This window comes from Pseudomonas sp. QS1027, assembly GCF_002814235.1.
Taxonomy (GTDB): domain Bacteria; phylum Pseudomonadota; class Gammaproteobacteria; order Pseudomonadales; family Pseudomonadaceae; genus Aquipseudomonas.
The window spans coordinates 252,854-268,125 of the sequence record NZ_PHSU01000008.1 but is presented as its reverse complement, the minus strand read 5'-3'; the positions used below and the strand labels follow the sequence as shown (position 1 = coordinate 268,125).

Here is a 15,272-nt window from a genome sequence, read left to right as displayed (position 1 = left end):
GGCGACAATCACGCCGCCCCGGCCCGGTTCAAGCGCCAAAGGACGGGATCAGGTTGCTGACCGGTGCCGGCTCAAGGCGAATCGCGATGAACTTCGAGGTCGGCGTAAAGGTGCGGTCGCCGTAGCTTTCCAGCGGCACCAGTGGGTTGGTTTCCGGGTAATAAGCCGCGGCCTGGCCCGGTGGAATGTCGTAGGCGATCAAGGTAAAACCGCTGACGCGACGCTCACGCCCATCGCCCCACAGCGAGACCATGTCGACCTTTTGCCCCGGCTCGTAACCGAGTTTGCGAATGTCCTGCTCATTGACGAACACCACATCGCGCATGCCGTAGACGCCACGATAACGGTCATCAAGCCCGTACAACGTGGTGTTGTACTGATCGTGGGAGCGCATGGTCTGCAGGATCAGGTCCGGTTTCACGGCCAGGTTGCGCACGCCTTCGCTGACCAGGTGTGCCGGCAACACGCTCGGGGCAAATTGCGCTTTGCCGGTGGTGGTTTTCCAGATGCGCCGGGCGGCGTTGTTGCCCAGGTGAAAGCCGCCGGGGTGCAGCAGTTTTTTATTGAAGTCCTTGAAGCCGGGAATGGTGTCGGCAATCAGGTCACGGATGCGACTGTAATCGGCAACCGCCCACAGCCAGTCGATTGGGTGTTTGCCCAGCGTCGCGTTGGCGATCCCGGCAATGATCGCCGGCTCCGAACGCATCAACGGCGATTTGGGTTTCAGTTGGCCATGGGAAATGTGCACCATGCTGAAGGTGTCCTCCACTGTCACACCTTGCGGCCCTTGCTCCTGCATATCGATGTCGGTACGCCCCAGGCACGGCAAAATCAGGGCCTCACGACCGGTAACCAAATGGCTGCGATTGAGCTTGGTGGCGATGTGGACAGTCAGATCGCAGTTGCGCAGAGCGTCGTGGGTGCGCGGGCTGTCGGGCGTCGCTTGGGCGAAGTTGCCGCCCAGGCCGATGAACACTTTCGAGCGCCCCTCCTCCATCGCCGCAATCGCCATCACCGTGTTGTGACCGTGGCGACGCGAAACCTTGAAGTCAAAGCGTGCTTCCAGTGCGTCAATCAACTCCGGCGGGGCCAGTTCGTTGATACCCATGGTGCGGTCGCCCTGTACGTTACTGTGCCCACGCACCGGCGACAGCCCTGCCCCCGGCCGGCCGATATTGCCGCGCAACAACTGCACGTTGATGATTTCCTGCACGGTCACGACCGAGTGAGTGTGCTGGGTCACGCCCATCGCCCAGCACATGATGACCCGCTTGGCACGACGGTACATGCGTGCGGCAAGTTCGATGTCTTCCAGCGTCAGGCCGGACTGTTCAACGATGTGCTCCCATGACGTGGCATCCAGTTCCGCCAGATAAGCGTCCAGGCCCGAGGTGTGCTCAGCGATAAACGCACGGTCGAACACCGCCTCGCCATGGTCCAGCAGCGCTTCGCGCTCCCACTGCAACAGAAACTTGGCGATGCCGCGGAAAGCGGCCATGTCGCCGCCCAGTGCCGGGCGAAAGTAGGCAGACGAGGTCGGCTCAGAGCCATTGGTGAGCATTTCCAGCGGATGCTGCGGGTGCTGGAAGCGCTCCAGGCCACGCTCTTTCAGGGGGTTGAAACAGATCACCTGTGCGCCCCGCTTCACCGCTTCGCGCAATGGCTCGAGCATCCGCGGGTGGTTGGTGCCTGGGTTCTGGCCAATGACGAAAATCGCATCGGCTTCTTCCAGGTCATCGAACGTCACCGTGCCTTTGCCAACACCGACGCTGTCGTCCATGCCCAGGCCACTCGCTTCGTGGCACATGTTCGAGCAGTCGGGGAAGTTATTGGTACCGTAGGCGCGAACGAACAGCTGATAAAGATAAGCAGCCTCGTTGCTGGCCCGGCCCGAGGTGTAGAACTCGGCCTGGTCGGGCGAAGTCAGTGCGTTCAGGTGTTTGGCGATCAGGGCAAAGGCATCGTCCCAACTGGTTTCGACATAACGATCAGCCACAGCGTCATAGCGCATCGGATGGGTCAGGCGCCCTTGGTATTCAAGCCAATAGTCACTTTGCGCCGCAAGCGACGACACGCTGTATTTGTTGAAAAACGCCGGGTTGACCAGCCGCCCGGTGGCTTCCCAGTTGACTGCTTTGGCGCCGTTCTCGCAAAACTTGACCATGCCGTTTTCCGGCGACTCGCCCCAGGCACAACCCGGGCAATCGAAGCCGCCATTCTGGTTGGTCTTGAGCATCGCTCGAATATTCTTGAACGCGTTTTCACTGCCAAACCAGTTCCTGGTGACCGCAATCAGCGCCCCCCAACCCGCGGCGGCTCCCTTGTACGGTTTATAACGTTCAACTTCGCTCATGGTATTTCTCCAAGACTTTGCACGCAGGCAGCGGCCTGACTTAAAGTCATTGTTAACGGCTGTTTTTATGCGCACATCCATGCGCACGGAGTTAACGCCCACAACGGATTTATTCACGCAGGGCCAACGAATGGGCCCAATTCAGGATGACGAATCCAGCCTATTCGGTGTGTGCCACACCTGTCTAATCACTCTTAATGACCGCCCCATCGAAACAATCTATCAAGATAAAAAAACCTTAAAAATCAACACAGTGAAAATTTAACACGCCCTTAAACAAGGCACATTTTCGCCCCATAGATTGGGTCGATCACCCGGTTGTTAATAGTGATTAGACGACGACTAAAAACAACTTTAGCCTCAACTCAACAAGGCCCTCATATAACAGTGGACCTGTCCGCTGCTGGAGGCTGTGATGACCGATCGTATATTGATGGACCGTTTCTCTCGCCCGGTCGACTATCTCAGAATGTCGGTCACCGACCGGTGCGACTTCCGTTGTGTTTATTGCATGGCCGAAGACATGGAGTTCTTGCCACGTCAACGCATTCTGACGCTGGAAGAGCTCTATCAAATGGCACAGAGCTTTGTGACCCTGGGCACTCGAAAGATCCGTCTGACCGGTGGCGAACCGTTGATTCGCCCAGGCGTGGTCGACCTGTGCAAGCGCATTGCGGCGCTGCCGGGTCTACGCGAGTTATGCATGACCACCAACGGTTCGCAGCTCGGCAAGTTGGCGGCACCGCTGTTCGATGCAGGGCTCAAGCGCCTGAATATCAGCCTCGACAGCCTTGACCCCGATCGCTTCCGCGAACTGACGCGTACCGGTGATCTGGCCAAAGTCATCGCGGGCATCGACGCGGCCAATGCCGCCGGCTTTCAACACACCAAACTCAACTGCGTCGTCATGAAAGGCCGCAACGATCACGAGATCAACGACCTCGTGGCATTCGCGATTGAGCGCGGGGTGGACATTTCCTTCATCGAAGAAATGCCGCTGGGTGTCATCAGCGAGCACAGCCGTGCCGAAGCCTTCTATTCCAGTACGCAAGTACGTGAGCGGATTGCCGAACGCTACACCCTCATCGACTCCGCGGAGTCGACCCAGGGCCCTTCGCGCTATTGGCGCCTGGCAGAGGCGCCGCACATTCGCCTGGGATTCATCTCGCCCCACAGCCATAACTTCTGCGGGACCTGCAATCGCGTTCGACTGACCGTCGAGGGCCGTCTCCTGCTGTGTCTGGGCAATGAGCATTCGGTCGACTTGAAGGACGTACTGCGCCGTCACCCGGGCGAACCGCAGCGGCTGGAACAGGCGATTACCGAAGCGATGAAAATCAAACCGTACCGACACAACTTCGAACTCAATGACGAGGTGCAAGTGGTGCGTTTCATGAACATGACCGGCGGATAGCCTGCCCGGTCTCATTATTTTTCATAAGGTTGTTTTCCATGATCGTCAGAGCCAAACCCAACCTGATCAATGTGTTGATTTCACTCAAGGGTTCTGTGGCCAAGCGGATTGCGCTGCGAAGCCTTCTGGTGGCACTGCTGGCTTCGGCGATTGTGCTGGTCGAAACCCTCCACCCCGCGTACTTCTCGAAGGTCAACGCCACGCCCTTTACGCTGCTGGGCTTGTCACTGTCGATCTTCATGAGTTTTCGCAACAACGCCTGTTACGACCGCTGGTACGAAGGGCGCAAGGCGCTCGGGGCGATGGTGATGGATATACGGGGGATGATTCGGGAAACTCAAGTCATCAAGGACACCCGCCAGCGCAGCGAGATCCTGCGCAACCTCTGTGGATTCGCCCATGCGCTCAACGCCAGGCTTCGCCTGGAAGACGAACTGAGCGTGGCCGAGCCCTGGCTGGACCGATTGCCCTCTTTCAACGCACTCAATATCCCGGAAAGTGTTCTGTGTCGAGTCAGCCAACAATGCTCGACACTCGTCGAATCAGGGGGCATCAGCGAATGGCGCTATATGTTGATGGCCGGACATTTGAGCAGCCTGACCACGACACAGACGATTTGCGAGCGGATCAAAAGCACGCCGCTGCCCTTCCCCTACACACTCCTGCTGCACCGAACAAGTTACATGTTCTGCATCTTGTTGCCCTTTGCAATGGCCGAGCCACTGGGTTGGCTGACACCCGTTTTCACCGCGATCGTGAGTTACACGTTTTTCGGACTGGACGCGATTGGCGACGAACTGGAGGACCCCTTTGGCCACGACGAAAACGACCTGCCGACCAATGCCATCGTGCGCAACATTGAACGTGAAGTACTGGGTGCCACCGGCGCCACGGAACTCCCTCCCGTACTCCAACCCATCGACTTTGTACTGAACTGATCCGAGGACCACCATGAACGCATTCGAACACACGCTGACGCACCTGGACGCCGAAGGCAGGGCCAGCATGGTCGACGTCACGGATAAAGACCCGAGCAACCGTGAGGCACAGGCACAAGCCTGGGTACGCATGTTGCCGTCCACCTTGAAGCTGATCCAGCAAAATGGCCATCCCAAGGGTGATGTGTTTGCAGTCGCCCGCATCGCCGGGATCATGGCGGCGAAGAAAACCCATGAACTGATCCCGTTATGCCACCCATTGATGCTGAGTTCGATTCACGTCGAGCTGAGCGCCGAGGAGCCCGACAGCGTAAAAATCGTCAGCACCTGCCGGCTCAACGGCAGAACCGGCGTCGAACTGGAAGCCCTGACGGCGGCCAGTGTGGCGGCACTGACGATCTATGACATGTGCAAAGCCGTCGACCGGGGAATGGTCATTGAACGTGTCCAGTTGCTCAGAAAACAGGGCGGAAAATCGGGTACCTTTGTCGCCGGTGACGCCCAATGATCCTGATCAACTACTTTGCCCGCTATCGGGAACAACTCGGCATCGAAGGCGAAAAAATCGCGCTGGACGGGTCCTTGAAAACCATTGACGACGTCAGGAAGCGACTGGGCGCCAGAGGCGCGATTTGGCGGGAAGTGCTCGGCGAAACCAGCCTCATGTGCGCGCTGAACCAGGAATTGTGTACGCCCGCAGCGCCGATAGAAGACTTCGATGAAATCGCTTTCTTCCCCCAAGTGACCGGGGGTTGAGTGATGGCTGTTCAGGTTCAGACCGAATTGTTTGATCTGGGTGAACTGACCCACGGCTTGCACGCCGAAGACCCTGGCATCGGTGCCGTGGCCACCTTCGTGGGCTATGTGCGTGATCGTAATCAAGGGGATAAGGTCAACCACTTGTACCTTGAGCATTACCCGGGAATGACCGAGCGCTCATTGCAACTGATCGTCGATCAGGCCCATGAACGCTGGCCGCTGCAACGGGTGACCCTCGTCCACCGCGTGGGGCTGTTGAAGGTCGGCGAGCCCATTGTCTTTGTCGGCGTTGCCAGCGAACATCGCCACGCCGCCTTCGATGCCTGCGCGTTTCTAATGGACTACCTGAAAACCCGCGCGCCTTTCTGGAAGCGTGAACACACCCCGTCCGGTGAGCGCTGGGTAGAGGGAAGAGAGAGCGATCGGCGGGCGGCGAATCGCTGGGATGCATGAAATCCCCCCAACCCGGTTGGGGGGAATGCAGCGCATCAGAACAAGCCGCAGAAGGGAATAAACCGTGCCGTATCACCGACCTGCAGCGTACAACCCTCGTGGATTTCGACCAGCCCGTCGGCCCAGGAGGCACCCAGCAACACACCTGAACTCTGGTTCGGATACAGCACCGCCCGCCCCTCCTCCAGTTTGGTCCGCAGGTATTCCCGACGGTTTCCTGCTTTCGGCCAGTCAAAACCGACGTTGACCGGAAAGCTCAAGGGCGTGACGTCTTCGACACCCTGGATGCGTAACAGGTAAGCCCGGGCCAGTAGCCCGAAAGTCACCAGCGCCGACGTCGGATTGCCTGGCAGACCGATGACCGGCACGGTGCCAAAGTACCCCACCGTCAGGGGTTTACCCGGCTTGATCGAGAGTTTCCAGAATAACGGTCTGCCGCATTCGCGCAGCACCTCGCCGAGGCAATCGGCATCACCGGCGGACACGCCACCGGTGGTCAGGATCAAGTCCGCGGCCTGTTGCAGCTGCTCGAGCTTGAGCCGCGTGTGCCGCGGCTGGTCGGGAAGAATGCCGCCATCGATGACCTCACAGCCCAAGGCGCTCAACCAGTGGCTGAGCAAGGTGCGATTACTGTTATAGATACAGCCGGGTTCAAGCGGCGTTCCCGGCTCGGCCAGTTCGTCGCCCGTGGACAGCAGCGCGACCCGTGGACGCCGTACCACCGGCACATGGGTGCAGCCCTGCGCCGCCGCGATGGCCAGCTCGAACGGCCCGAGTCGTTTGCCGGCCTGCAGCAACACCTGCCCGGCACGGTTCTCCTGGCCTTGCGGACGAATATTCTGGCCAACGCTCAGCGGCTGTTTGAAACGGACGCGACCGTCCTCCATCAGCTCGACGTTCTCCTGCATCTCGACGCTGTTGGCCCCCTCGGGTACCGGCGCTCCGGTGAAGATTCGAGCGCAGGTACCCGCGAGCAATGCCTGCGGCGCCTGGCCGGCAAAAATACGCTGCGACACGGCTAGCGGCTGGCCGTTCCAGTCGTCGATATTCAAGGCGTAACCGTCCATGGCACTGTTCGGCCAGGGAGGCAGGTCCAGTGTCGCCACCAGATCATTGGCCAGCACCCGTTGCCGGGCTTCACTCAATGCGACCGGCTCGCTTTCTTGCAGACGTTGCTCCTGGGCCATGGCCAGCAGCGAGGCAATGGCCTCCTCCACCGGTATCAGAGGTGACTGGCTCATCCCCGCGTCCCGCAGAGGGGCACCGACTTGAGGTGTGGCACGAAATTGCACGGCCTGTGGCGCGCATCCAGTTGCTCGGCGAGGATGCCTTCCCAGGCGGTCCGGCAGGCACCGGTCGAGCCCGGCAGGCAACACACCAGCGTACCGTTGGCGAGCCCGGCCAAAGCGCGACTCTGTACCGTGGACGTGCCGATATCGAGAATGGAAATCGCCCGGAACAACTCACCGAAACCATCGATTTGCTTATCCAGCAAACAGCTCACGGCCTCAGGCGTACTGTCGCGGCCCGTGAAGCCGGTGCCCCCGGTAATCAACACCACCTGAATCTGCTCGTCGGCAATCCAGGTAGCGACCTGGGCGCGGATCTTATACAGATCATCTTTGAGCAGGTTGCGCTCACTCAGGCTGTGCCCTGCTTCCAGCAATCGACTGACCAGCAATTGCCCGGAGGTATCATTGGCATATTCCCGCGTATCGCTGACGGTCAATACGGCAATATTCAAGGGTACAAACAATGCATCCGATTTCACGTTCATGTCATTCTCCGGCAGGCCATCATCAAAACAATTGCCAGAGGCTAAGGCGCTAAAACAATGACTGTCTAATCGTTACGGCTGACCGAGTTATCGAGTGCCTCTATCAATGATTTTTCCCCGGGTCATTTCGCCGCTGATTGAGTCAATCGATCAGCCATTCAATGCTTGTGATTGGACACACGGACAGGACAGTGAGATTGTCTGCGCACCCCACAGGCTGGCCATCGGCGTCCATCGGATAACGCCCACGGCATTGCTTCAAAGGGCCGGACCAGGATTACCGAAATCATCCCTGCGTTCTGCACAGCGGCCTCAATACTGACCTCTTATTTACTCCTCAGCAGGTGCCATCGTGGACATCAAGCAACTCAAATTCCTGATCGCGCTGGAGCAGACTCGACACTTCGGGCAGGCTGCCGCGCGCTGCCACATTACCCAGCCGACGCTGTCCATGCGTTTGCGCAATCTTGAGGATGAACTGGGCCTGGAACTGGTCACCCGGGGCCAGCGCTTCGAAGGGTTCACCCAGGCCGGCGAACGCGTGCTGGCCTGGGCCAAAACCTTGCTCGCCGCCCATGACGGGTTGTTCGCCGAAGCGGCCGCCTGTCGCGGTCAGTTGGTCGGCAACTTGCGCCTGGGCCTGGTGCCGCTCAGCGGCTTCAGTCCGATCAGCTACATCCAGGGTCTGTCCCAGACCTTCCCGGAGCTCAAGTTCAGTTTGTCCTCCATGAGTTCGGACCAGATCATCGAAGCGCTGGGCACCAATCAACTGGACCTGGGCGTGTGTTATCTCGACCACGTAAACCCCAATTACCTGGAGTTTTTCGAACTGGGCGAGACCCGCGTCGGCCTACTTTACGACACGCGCCATTTCCATTTCGAAGGCACGGAAATGAGTTGGGAAGACGCCGCCGAGCTGCCCCTGGGGATGATCAGCAATGGCATGCACTATCGAAAATCCATTGACCTGAGTTTCCGCAGCCGCGGCCTCGACCCACAGCCAATACTCGAAAGCGATTCGACGTATCAGTTGTTCCAGGCGATCCACGAAGGTTTTTGTTGTTCGATCATGCCGCTGGACAGTGGCCTGGAGAATCCGATCGAGAACCTGGCCTTTATCAACCTGCCGGATGCCAGCGTCCTTGCGCCTCTGGGCCTGGTGATGCGTAAAACCGAACCGCGCTCGGCCATCGCTGAAAAGTGTTTTGCCGAAGCCAAGAAACTGTATGCCACCAAGAGCTCGATCTAGCGTGCAGCGGGCGTGTTCATGAACGCCTCCAAGCCCATGGGCTTGGCAAAATAATAACCCTGGGCCTGCCCCGCGCCCATTTCCCGCAGCAATTCGAGCGTCGCGGCGTCCTCGACCCCTTCGGCCACCACACTCAGGTCCAGGGATTCGGCCATCCGCACAATCGCCCGGACAATCGCACGACTGCGGGCACTGCTGGTCAGCTCGAGGATAAACGACTTGTCGATCTTCAAGCCGCTGAAACGGTATTGATGCACGTAGCTCAGGGATGAAAAGCCCGCGCCGAAATCATCGAGCACCACCGACATGCCGTTGTCGGCCAGTTGCTGCATGGTGCGTTGAGCCATCGCCGGTTCAGCCACCAGGGCACCTTCGGTCAGCTCCAGGCAGATCCGTGACGGCGAGACCTGGTGCCGCGCCAGTAGCGCAAGCACATCGCTGGCGAAGTCCGGGCGCGTCATGCTGTAGCTGGAGCAGTTGACGTGCACCGGCGGCCAGTTGGCGTGCTGGGGTTGGGCGAGGATCACGGCAATGCTGGTCAGCATGTACAGGTCCAGTCGACCGATCAGGCGCAATCCCTCGAAGTCCGGCAGGAACTCGCCCGGCGCGACCACCCGGCCGCCCGGCTGATGCCAGCGGACCAGCGCTTCAAGGGCCATCAATTCGCCGCTTTCGACGCTGACAATCGGCTGGAAATACGGCAGCAGTTCGTCGGTGCGCTTGAGGGCATTGCGCAAGGCCCCTTCACGCTCAACCTGATCCGAGACTTCGCGGCGCACTTCCTGGTTGAACACCGCGTAGCTGTCGCGCCCGGCGCTCTTGACCCGGTACATCGCCGCATCGGCATCGCGCAGCAGGTCGGCCGGCTCCTGATGGAACTGACTGTCGGCGCTGACAATACCGATACTGCAGGACGAAAAGACTTCATGGCCATTGATGAAAAACGGCAGGTCAAACGCCACCAGGATCCGTTCGGCGATGTCGATCACCACGTCCAGCGGCGCCTCGGGCGCGAGCACCGAAAACTCATCGCCGCCCAGGCGCGCCAGCATGTCGGTGTCGCGCAGGCAACCGCGCAAGCGGTCGGCGGCCTGCATCAGCAACAGGTCGCCAAAATGATGGCCGAGGCTGTCATTGACCATCTTGAAACGGTCAAGGTCGATGAACATCACCGCCAGGTGCCCGCCTTCGCTATCGAACTGCGACCAGGCCTGGTTGAGGCGCTGTTGCAGGTAGGTACGGTTCGCCAGCCCGGTCAGCGCATCGTGGGAGTTTTCGTGTTGCAGCTTGGCATTGGCATGATCGAGTTCGCGGGTGCGGTTCTGCACCCGGGCTTCCAGCATGAGGTTGGCGGCGTGGATGGCTTCGGCGGCCGTGCGGCGCGACAGCGCGGTGTCGATGTGCCGCGACACGAAGGTCAGCAGTTCCTGGTCACGCAGGGTGTAGCGCACCTGCGAGGTATAACTTTGTACGGCCAGCACGCCCCGCACCACCTCGCCGTCGAACAATGGAATGCCCAGCCAGGAATAGGCCCGGACAGACTCATGGGCCCTTTCGGTTTCGCCGCTCACCGACAATCGCTCGGACTCACCGGCGTCGATCAGGCAAGGTCGGCGCTGGCGGATAACGTACTCGGTCAAGCCCCGACGCCCACGCCGTGCCCCCGGGCGGGTGGTCAGTCGCTCATCGACATAGTACGGAAAGGTCACTTCGCCGGTCGCGTCGTCGAACAGCGCAATGTAGAAGTTCTGCGCGAACAGCAGTTCGCCGACGATGCCATGCAGGGTTTGAAACAACTCGGCCATGTCGCCAGGCCGGCTCGACAGTTCGGCAATCTGGAACAATGCGCTCTGCAGATGTTCGGCGCGCTCCCGGTCGACCACCTCCTGCCTCAAGGCCTCGTTGAGCGCCGACAGCTCCTGGGTACGGCGCATCACCGTCTCTTCCAGGTCCGCCCGGTGCAGGATCCGATCCAACGCCATGGCCACGTGGCGGGCCACCACCAGAAACAGCGCACGGTCTTCGGCGCTGTAGATACGGGCAACGTCGTAGACCTGCATCGCCAGCATGCCAAACACCTCATCCGAGGCATTTTTCAGCGGAGCGCCCATCCAGAACTCGGGACGCTCACCCACACAGTGGAAACGGCCCCCGGCCTGTGCCGCGAGAATGCCGGCGGAGTCGATCAGCAGCGGCTGGCCGGTGGTCAACACCTGGCCGGTCAAGGACAGGTGCGCAGGGTCAAGGTATTCGTAGTTCTCGGCCTCCAGGGCATCCACGTCGATAATGTCGACGTAGTACGGGTAGTCGATCTTGCCACTGGGCGGGTCATACAGCGCGAGGTAGAAGTTCTCGGCGTCGATCAGGCTGGCCAGCAACTGGTGCACCCCCACCAGAAACACCGAGCGGTCGCGGGTCGAACTGGCCAGGTAGGTAATCTCATACAACACACGCTGAGTGATCTGCGCACGGGCCAGGGTATTGGTCTGTACCTCAATGCCCAGGCGCCGGGCAAACTCGGCGAGCGCCGGTTCCGCGGCATCCTCGGCGGGCGCGAGCAGCCAACCCAGCACGCTTTCGCCTCGGCCGGTCGGCCAGCGGTGCAACTGGCGGGTCAGGCAAAAGGCTTCAAAGGCTTCATTGGCAATGCTTGAGGGCCACTCCAGCGACGGATCGCCCTGCCCGACCCGGTGCATTTGTTCGCCGGCGCGGTAAACCACCCAGGCGCGGGTATGGGCCCAGCTGCGCGCTGAGTCCAGCAAGTGCTCGATCCTGTCCTCGTTGCCAACGCAGGCCATGCCAACCGTACTCGGGGTCCCTTGAAGTTGAGAGGCGACAACATCGCAATCGTTCGATTGCAGCGGGGAGTCGGTCAATGGACGAACACTCATCAGCGCTCCCTGAGCCCAGAATTGAAGACACTCACAGACTGATTACTAGCAATGTGCCTCCCAAGTAAAGCCTATAGCGTTTTTTTCAAACGTTTATTCGCTTGGGTGCCAACTGTGGCTGAAGCGCCGCCAGATTAGTGGCATACTGCCTCTATTGGCTCGTGATGAGAATGGCCGTCCGGCAGAGCGTTCCCAAATCGACCAATAGCGCTCTACCCGGGGTGGTTCATCCCCCCTGCAACACATCCGAAGTCCCTCCAACGCTCTTCCATTTCCCCTGATAACAGACAACAGGACGTCTTATGCACGCGTTGAAAACCCTGCTCGTAACCTGCGCGCTCGCCATTGCCGGTTGCGCCAGCCAGCCTTCGTTGCCCCCGCCGGTCTTTCCGGGACTCGAGCAGTCCGACAAAATCACTGTCCAGGATTTGCGCCCACATAGCGAGGGTGAAAAAGAAATCTTCAGCCTTCTGATCACCAGCGATGCCTATGCCATTTATCGTATGGCGGACGGCTCGACCAAACCAACAGGCGTGCGCTTGCTGGCCCACCGTGCCTATGAGAAGTTTCCGCAGTTGAGCAGCCAACCGACGATCAAGGTGCTGCACTTTGTGACCTACGCCAACCTGCAGTCGCAACTGCGCAAGAACGCGCTGCTGGCCGGGTTCACCGGCCCGATCGGTGTTGCGCTCATGGCGGATAAGGAGTTCCCGGCTGGAGACGTGCTGACCACTCGCATCGACAGCACGCTGCTGGAAAAAACCGCGGGCGATGAGGAATACACCCGTGCGTATTTCAGTGCAGAGGAAAATCCGAAAAAGTCGCCGGTGAATCTCATCTATATCGATACGGAAATGCTTGGGCAACGGGTGACCACTCGCTGCCTGGTTCCGCCCGTGGCCTCCAAGCCGCACCTGTTCCTGGTGGAGGCGATGGATATGTGCATTGCCAATCATCTGGCGTTGTATGGCAGCGGTGGCCCGCAGAAGGAGACGGCCGCGAAGTGATTGGGTAAGCGCTTTGGGTTGATTGCGCAAAAAGGGGGACGTATTTGCTCTAAGTGAATACGTCCCCTTTTCGCCTATGCGCCCGTTTTGGTCTAGGCAACGCGCGCGATCGATTTCTCATCAATATCCAGCTGCGCCTTCAGCCCCGCCCAGCCTTTGGGCGTGATCTGAATAGCGCGAGACGATTTTGAGCGCCGTAGCCAATCATTGGCACAGAGAAGGTTCATGAGTTGAGCCCCGAGAGGGCCAGCAAGATGATGTTCGCGCTCTGTCCAGTCGAGGCATTGGCGAGCAAGGCCGCGCCGACCAGGATTGAGCTGTGCAACATCCAATCCCATGCCGCCAAACCATTCGACGCCAGCTGGCGTGACGTCGAACTGCTTTTGCGCAACGGCGATGAGAAAGCCCCGCTCTTGCAGGGCGTTCGTCACGGCCACGCCGATACGGCCGGCCAAATGGTCGTAGCAACAGCGAGCGAACTGAAGGCTCTGGGCCTCGCGGCTGGGCGGCTTTCGGCGCCCCATCTCCACTGGACTGATGGCGGCGAGCGTTTCTATTGCCAGGGCTACGTGAGAGCCGGCCAGACGATAGTAACGGTGTCGTCCTTGCGCTTCGACCACGAGAAGGCCTCCAGCCAAGAGTTTGCCCAAGTGCGAGCTCGCCGTTTGTGCGGTCACACCGGCCACAAATGCCAGTTCCCCGGCGGGCCGCGCACGTCCGTCGAGCAAGCTCATGAGGATGGCAGCGCGCGCCGGATCGGCGATCAGGAAAGCGGCGCAAGCGATATTCGGTAGCGGACCCATGCCTCGATCTCCAAGGGGAACCCAGCCACCATAGCATGAGAAATTGTTCATATGCTTCGATCACTGTCGAAGCATAAGGCCGCAAGCTGACGATAGAGTGAGGGTCGGAAAACTCACGATGGGAGCCGACGATGACCGAAAACACCGATGCCGAAATCGACCATGGCAATGGACGGTGGCACGAGACGATCCCGGGCCGCGATCTCGATGGCCTTCACGAGCGCAGCAACGTCATGCAACGTCGGGTCCTGGCGGCAACCAGCGTCAGCTACGTGGTCGTCCTCCTGGACACCTCGATCATCAATGTCGCGCTGGAGCGTATTTCCGTGTCGCTGGGGACGGACATCGGGGGGCTGCAATGGGTGATGAACGCCTATACCCTGGCGTTCGCCTGCCTGCTCCTGACGGGCGGCACGCTGGGCGACCGCTGGGGGGCGCGGAATCTCTATCTCGGCGGTTTGGCGGTGTTCACGTTCGCCTCGGCGGCGTGCGGCATGGCAGGCGACTTGCCAAGTCTGATCGCCTTCCGTGTCTTGCAGGGAGTGGGCGCGGCCATGCTGGTGCCCTGCTCCCTGAAACTCATCAATCATAGTTGCCCCGACCCGGAACAACGGGCGCGCGCGATCGGCGTGTGGGTCGGTTGCGGCGGGGTCGCCATGGCGGCCGGCCCTTTGGTCGGCGGCGTGCTGATTCACCTGCTCGATTGGCGCAGCATCTTCTTTGTGAACGTACCGATCGGGTTGGCCGGCATATGGATGACGTGGCGGATCGCACGTGATGACAAATCATCGCGAGGCCACCGTTTCGACCCCGTTGGACAATTGACTGCTATCGTCGCGCTGGGTGCGCTGATCAGTGTGCTTATCGAAGGCCGGACGCTTGGCTGGGGCTCCCCGCTCATCATGGCCGGTATCGCCATCACCGTTGCGAGCGGGGTGACCTTCCTCGTAGTCGAAGCGCGAAGTGCCCACCCCATGCTGCCGCTATCGTTCTTCAAGAACGGCATCTTCGTCGGATCGACCTGCGTTTCCATGGCTTCGGCCTTCGTGTTCTACGGCCTTCTCTTTGTCGTCAGCCTCTACTATCAGCAGGCACGGGGCTATTTGCCCCTGTGGGCAGGCTTCGCCTTCCTGCCGATGACGGCGATGGTTGCCATCGGAAGCATCATCTCCAATCGCATAGTGAAGATTTGCGGCATGCGCGGGTCCATGTGTGCGGCTTTCGGTTTGTACGCCGCGGGTGCGCTCGGCATGCTGTCAGCCGGCCCGACGTCACCGTACGGGCTCGCTCTCGGGCCGATGCTGGCGATCGGCCTCGCTTCTGGCTTCGTTTCACCGGCAGCAACGGCCCCGGCCTTGGGCACCGTCGAGAAACATCGGGCTGGCGTAGCAGCCGCTGTACTCAATTCAGCTCGACAAACGGGAGCTGCACTGGGCGTCGCTCTCTTCGGCACGTTGATCGCCGCGCTTCAATCGTTCGAGGCCGGCATGCATGCCGTGTTATGGACGGCAGCCGCAGTATCGCTCATCGCCGGATTTGTCTGGTGGTTCACCGTAAAACCAGGGGAAATCAAAAAGCCCCATCGCCGCGAAGCACTCGATCCTGGCAACGTACGATGATCGCCAGGC

13 protein-coding genes are annotated in these 15,272 nt (G+C 60.0%); 8 read left to right on the top strand and 5 right to left on the bottom strand.

The features are described 5' to 3' along the window. Positions 1–28 precede the first annotated feature (28 nt). On the bottom strand, positions 29–2,353 hold the full coding sequence (locus CWE01_RS09655; RefSeq protein WP_100940295.1) for an FdhF/YdeP family oxidoreductase: 2,325 nt from the start codon (positions 2,351–2,353) through the stop codon (positions 29–31). A 415-nt stretch (positions 2,354–2,768) separates the two neighbouring features. On the opposite strand from CWE01_RS09655, the gene moaA reads away from it, so the two are divergent. Genes moaA through moaE form a run of 5 tightly spaced genes read left to right on the top strand, consistent with a single transcriptional unit; the run spans position 2,769 to position 5,917 of the window. Then, positions 2,769–3,767 (top strand): GTP 3',8-cyclase MoaA, encoded by a 999-nt coding sequence (gene moaA, locus CWE01_RS09650; RefSeq protein ID WP_100940294.1) that lies wholly within the window; start codon positions 2,769–2,771, stop codon positions 3,765–3,767. Positions 3,768–3,805: 38 nt separating this feature from the next. Beyond that, positions 3,806–4,705: a bestrophin family protein gene (locus tag CWE01_RS09645; RefSeq protein WP_100940293.1), complete on the top strand. Its 900-nt coding sequence runs from the start codon at positions 3,806–3,808 to the stop codon at positions 4,703–4,705. A 13-nt stretch (positions 4,706–4,718) separates the two neighbouring features. Further along, positions 4,719–5,213, top strand: a complete 495-nt coding sequence (moaC, locus tag CWE01_RS09640; RefSeq protein WP_100940292.1) for a cyclic pyranopterin monophosphate synthase MoaC — start codon at positions 4,719–4,721, stop codon at positions 5,211–5,213. Next, positions 5,210–5,461 (top strand): MoaD/ThiS family protein, encoded by a 252-nt coding sequence (locus CWE01_RS09635; protein ID WP_100940291.1) that lies wholly within the window; start codon positions 5,210–5,212, stop codon positions 5,459–5,461. Before moaC ends, CWE01_RS09635 begins: the two co-directional genes overlap by 4 nt. A 3-nt stretch (positions 5,462–5,464) precedes the next feature. Then, complete coding sequence (gene moaE / locus CWE01_RS09630; RefSeq protein ID WP_100940322.1) at positions 5,465–5,917, top strand: molybdopterin synthase catalytic subunit MoaE; 453 nt, start codon at positions 5,465–5,467, stop codon at positions 5,915–5,917. A gap of 35 nt (positions 5,918–5,952) precedes the next feature. On the opposite strand, the gene glp is transcribed toward moaE, so the two are convergent. Both glp and moaB read right to left on the bottom strand, forming a co-directional pair. Then, a complete protein-coding gene (gene glp, locus CWE01_RS09625) occupies positions 5,953–7,158 on the bottom strand; it encodes a gephyrin-like molybdotransferase Glp (RefSeq protein WP_100940290.1) in 1,206 nt (401 codons plus the stop codon). Beyond that, positions 7,155–7,694, bottom strand: coding sequence for a molybdenum cofactor biosynthesis protein B (gene moaB, locus CWE01_RS09620; protein ID WP_100940289.1), 540 nt, complete (start codon positions 7,692–7,694; stop codon positions 7,155–7,157). The genes glp and moaB overlap by 4 nt, the downstream gene beginning before the upstream one ends. A gap of 352 nt (positions 7,695–8,046) precedes the next feature. On the opposite strand from moaB, the gene CWE01_RS09615 reads away from it, so the two are divergent. After that, positions 8,047–8,943 carry a LysR family transcriptional regulator gene (locus CWE01_RS09615; RefSeq protein ID WP_100940288.1) on the top strand — a complete coding sequence of 299 codons (897 nt, stop codon included), beginning with the start codon at positions 8,047–8,049 and terminating at the stop codon, positions 8,941–8,943. Here CWE01_RS09615 and CWE01_RS09610 read toward each other — a convergent pair. Next, positions 8,940–11,834: an EAL domain-containing protein gene (locus CWE01_RS09610; protein WP_100940287.1), complete on the bottom strand. Its 2,895-nt coding sequence runs from the start codon at positions 11,832–11,834 to the stop codon at positions 8,940–8,942. The genes CWE01_RS09615 and CWE01_RS09610 overlap by 4 nt on opposite strands. Before the next feature lie 302 nt (positions 11,835–12,136). Here CWE01_RS09610 and CWE01_RS09605 point away from each other — a divergent pair, with 302 nt between their 5' ends. Next, a complete protein-coding gene (locus tag CWE01_RS09605; protein ID WP_100940286.1) occupies positions 12,137–12,841 on the top strand; it encodes a hypothetical protein in 705 nt (234 codons plus the stop codon). Between the two features lie 92 nt (positions 12,842–12,933). Here CWE01_RS09605 and CWE01_RS09600 read toward each other — a convergent pair whose 3' ends face one another. Further along, a complete protein-coding gene (locus CWE01_RS09600) occupies positions 12,934–13,644 on the bottom strand; it encodes a helix-turn-helix transcriptional regulator (RefSeq protein WP_100940285.1) in 711 nt (236 codons plus the stop codon). 131 nt (positions 13,645–13,775) lie between these two features. Between CWE01_RS09600 and CWE01_RS09595 the strand changes: the two genes are divergently transcribed. Then, entirely contained in the window at positions 13,776–15,263 is a 1,488-nt protein-coding gene (locus tag CWE01_RS09595) for an MFS transporter (RefSeq protein WP_218274279.1), read from the top strand. Positions 15,264–15,272 lie beyond the last annotated feature (9 nt).

Excerpts from the sequence above, each read along its gene's own strand:
- CWE01_RS09610 (WP_100940287.1), bottom strand. The coding sequence starts at position 11,834 with ATGAGTGTTCGTCCATTGACCGACTCCCCGCTGCAATCGAACGATTGC.
- CWE01_RS09595 (WP_218274279.1), top strand. The coding sequence starts at position 13,776 with ATGACCGAAAACACCGATGCCGAAATCGACCATGGCAATGGACGGTGG.
- moaE (WP_100940322.1), top strand. The coding sequence starts at position 5,465 with ATGGCTGTTCAGGTTCAGACCGAATTGTTTGATCTGGGTGAACTGACC.
- moaB (WP_100940289.1), bottom strand. The coding sequence starts at position 7,694 with ATGAACGTGAAATCGGATGCATTGTTTGTACCCTTGAATATTGCCGTA.
- CWE01_RS09635 (WP_100940291.1), top strand. The coding sequence starts at position 5,210 with ATGATCCTGATCAACTACTTTGCCCGCTATCGGGAACAACTCGGCATC.
- CWE01_RS09645 (WP_100940293.1), top strand. The coding sequence starts at position 3,806 with ATGATCGTCAGAGCCAAACCCAACCTGATCAATGTGTTGATTTCACTC.
- CWE01_RS09605 (WP_100940286.1), top strand. The coding sequence starts at position 12,137 with ATGCACGCGTTGAAAACCCTGCTCGTAACCTGCGCGCTCGCCATTGCC.
- moaC (WP_100940292.1), top strand. The coding sequence starts at position 4,719 with ATGAACGCATTCGAACACACGCTGACGCACCTGGACGCCGAAGGCAGG.
- moaA (WP_100940294.1), top strand. The coding sequence starts at position 2,769 with ATGACCGATCGTATATTGATGGACCGTTTCTCTCGCCCGGTCGACTAT.
- glp (WP_100940290.1), bottom strand. The coding sequence starts at position 7,158 with ATGAGCCAGTCACCTCTGATACCGGTGGAGGAGGCCATTGCCTCGCTG.
- CWE01_RS09600 (WP_100940285.1), bottom strand. The coding sequence starts at position 13,644 with ATGGGTCCGCTACCGAATATCGCTTGCGCCGCTTTCCTGATCGCCGAT.
- CWE01_RS09655 (WP_100940295.1), bottom strand. The coding sequence starts at position 2,353 with ATGAGCGAAGTTGAACGTTATAAACCGTACAAGGGAGCCGCCGCGGGT.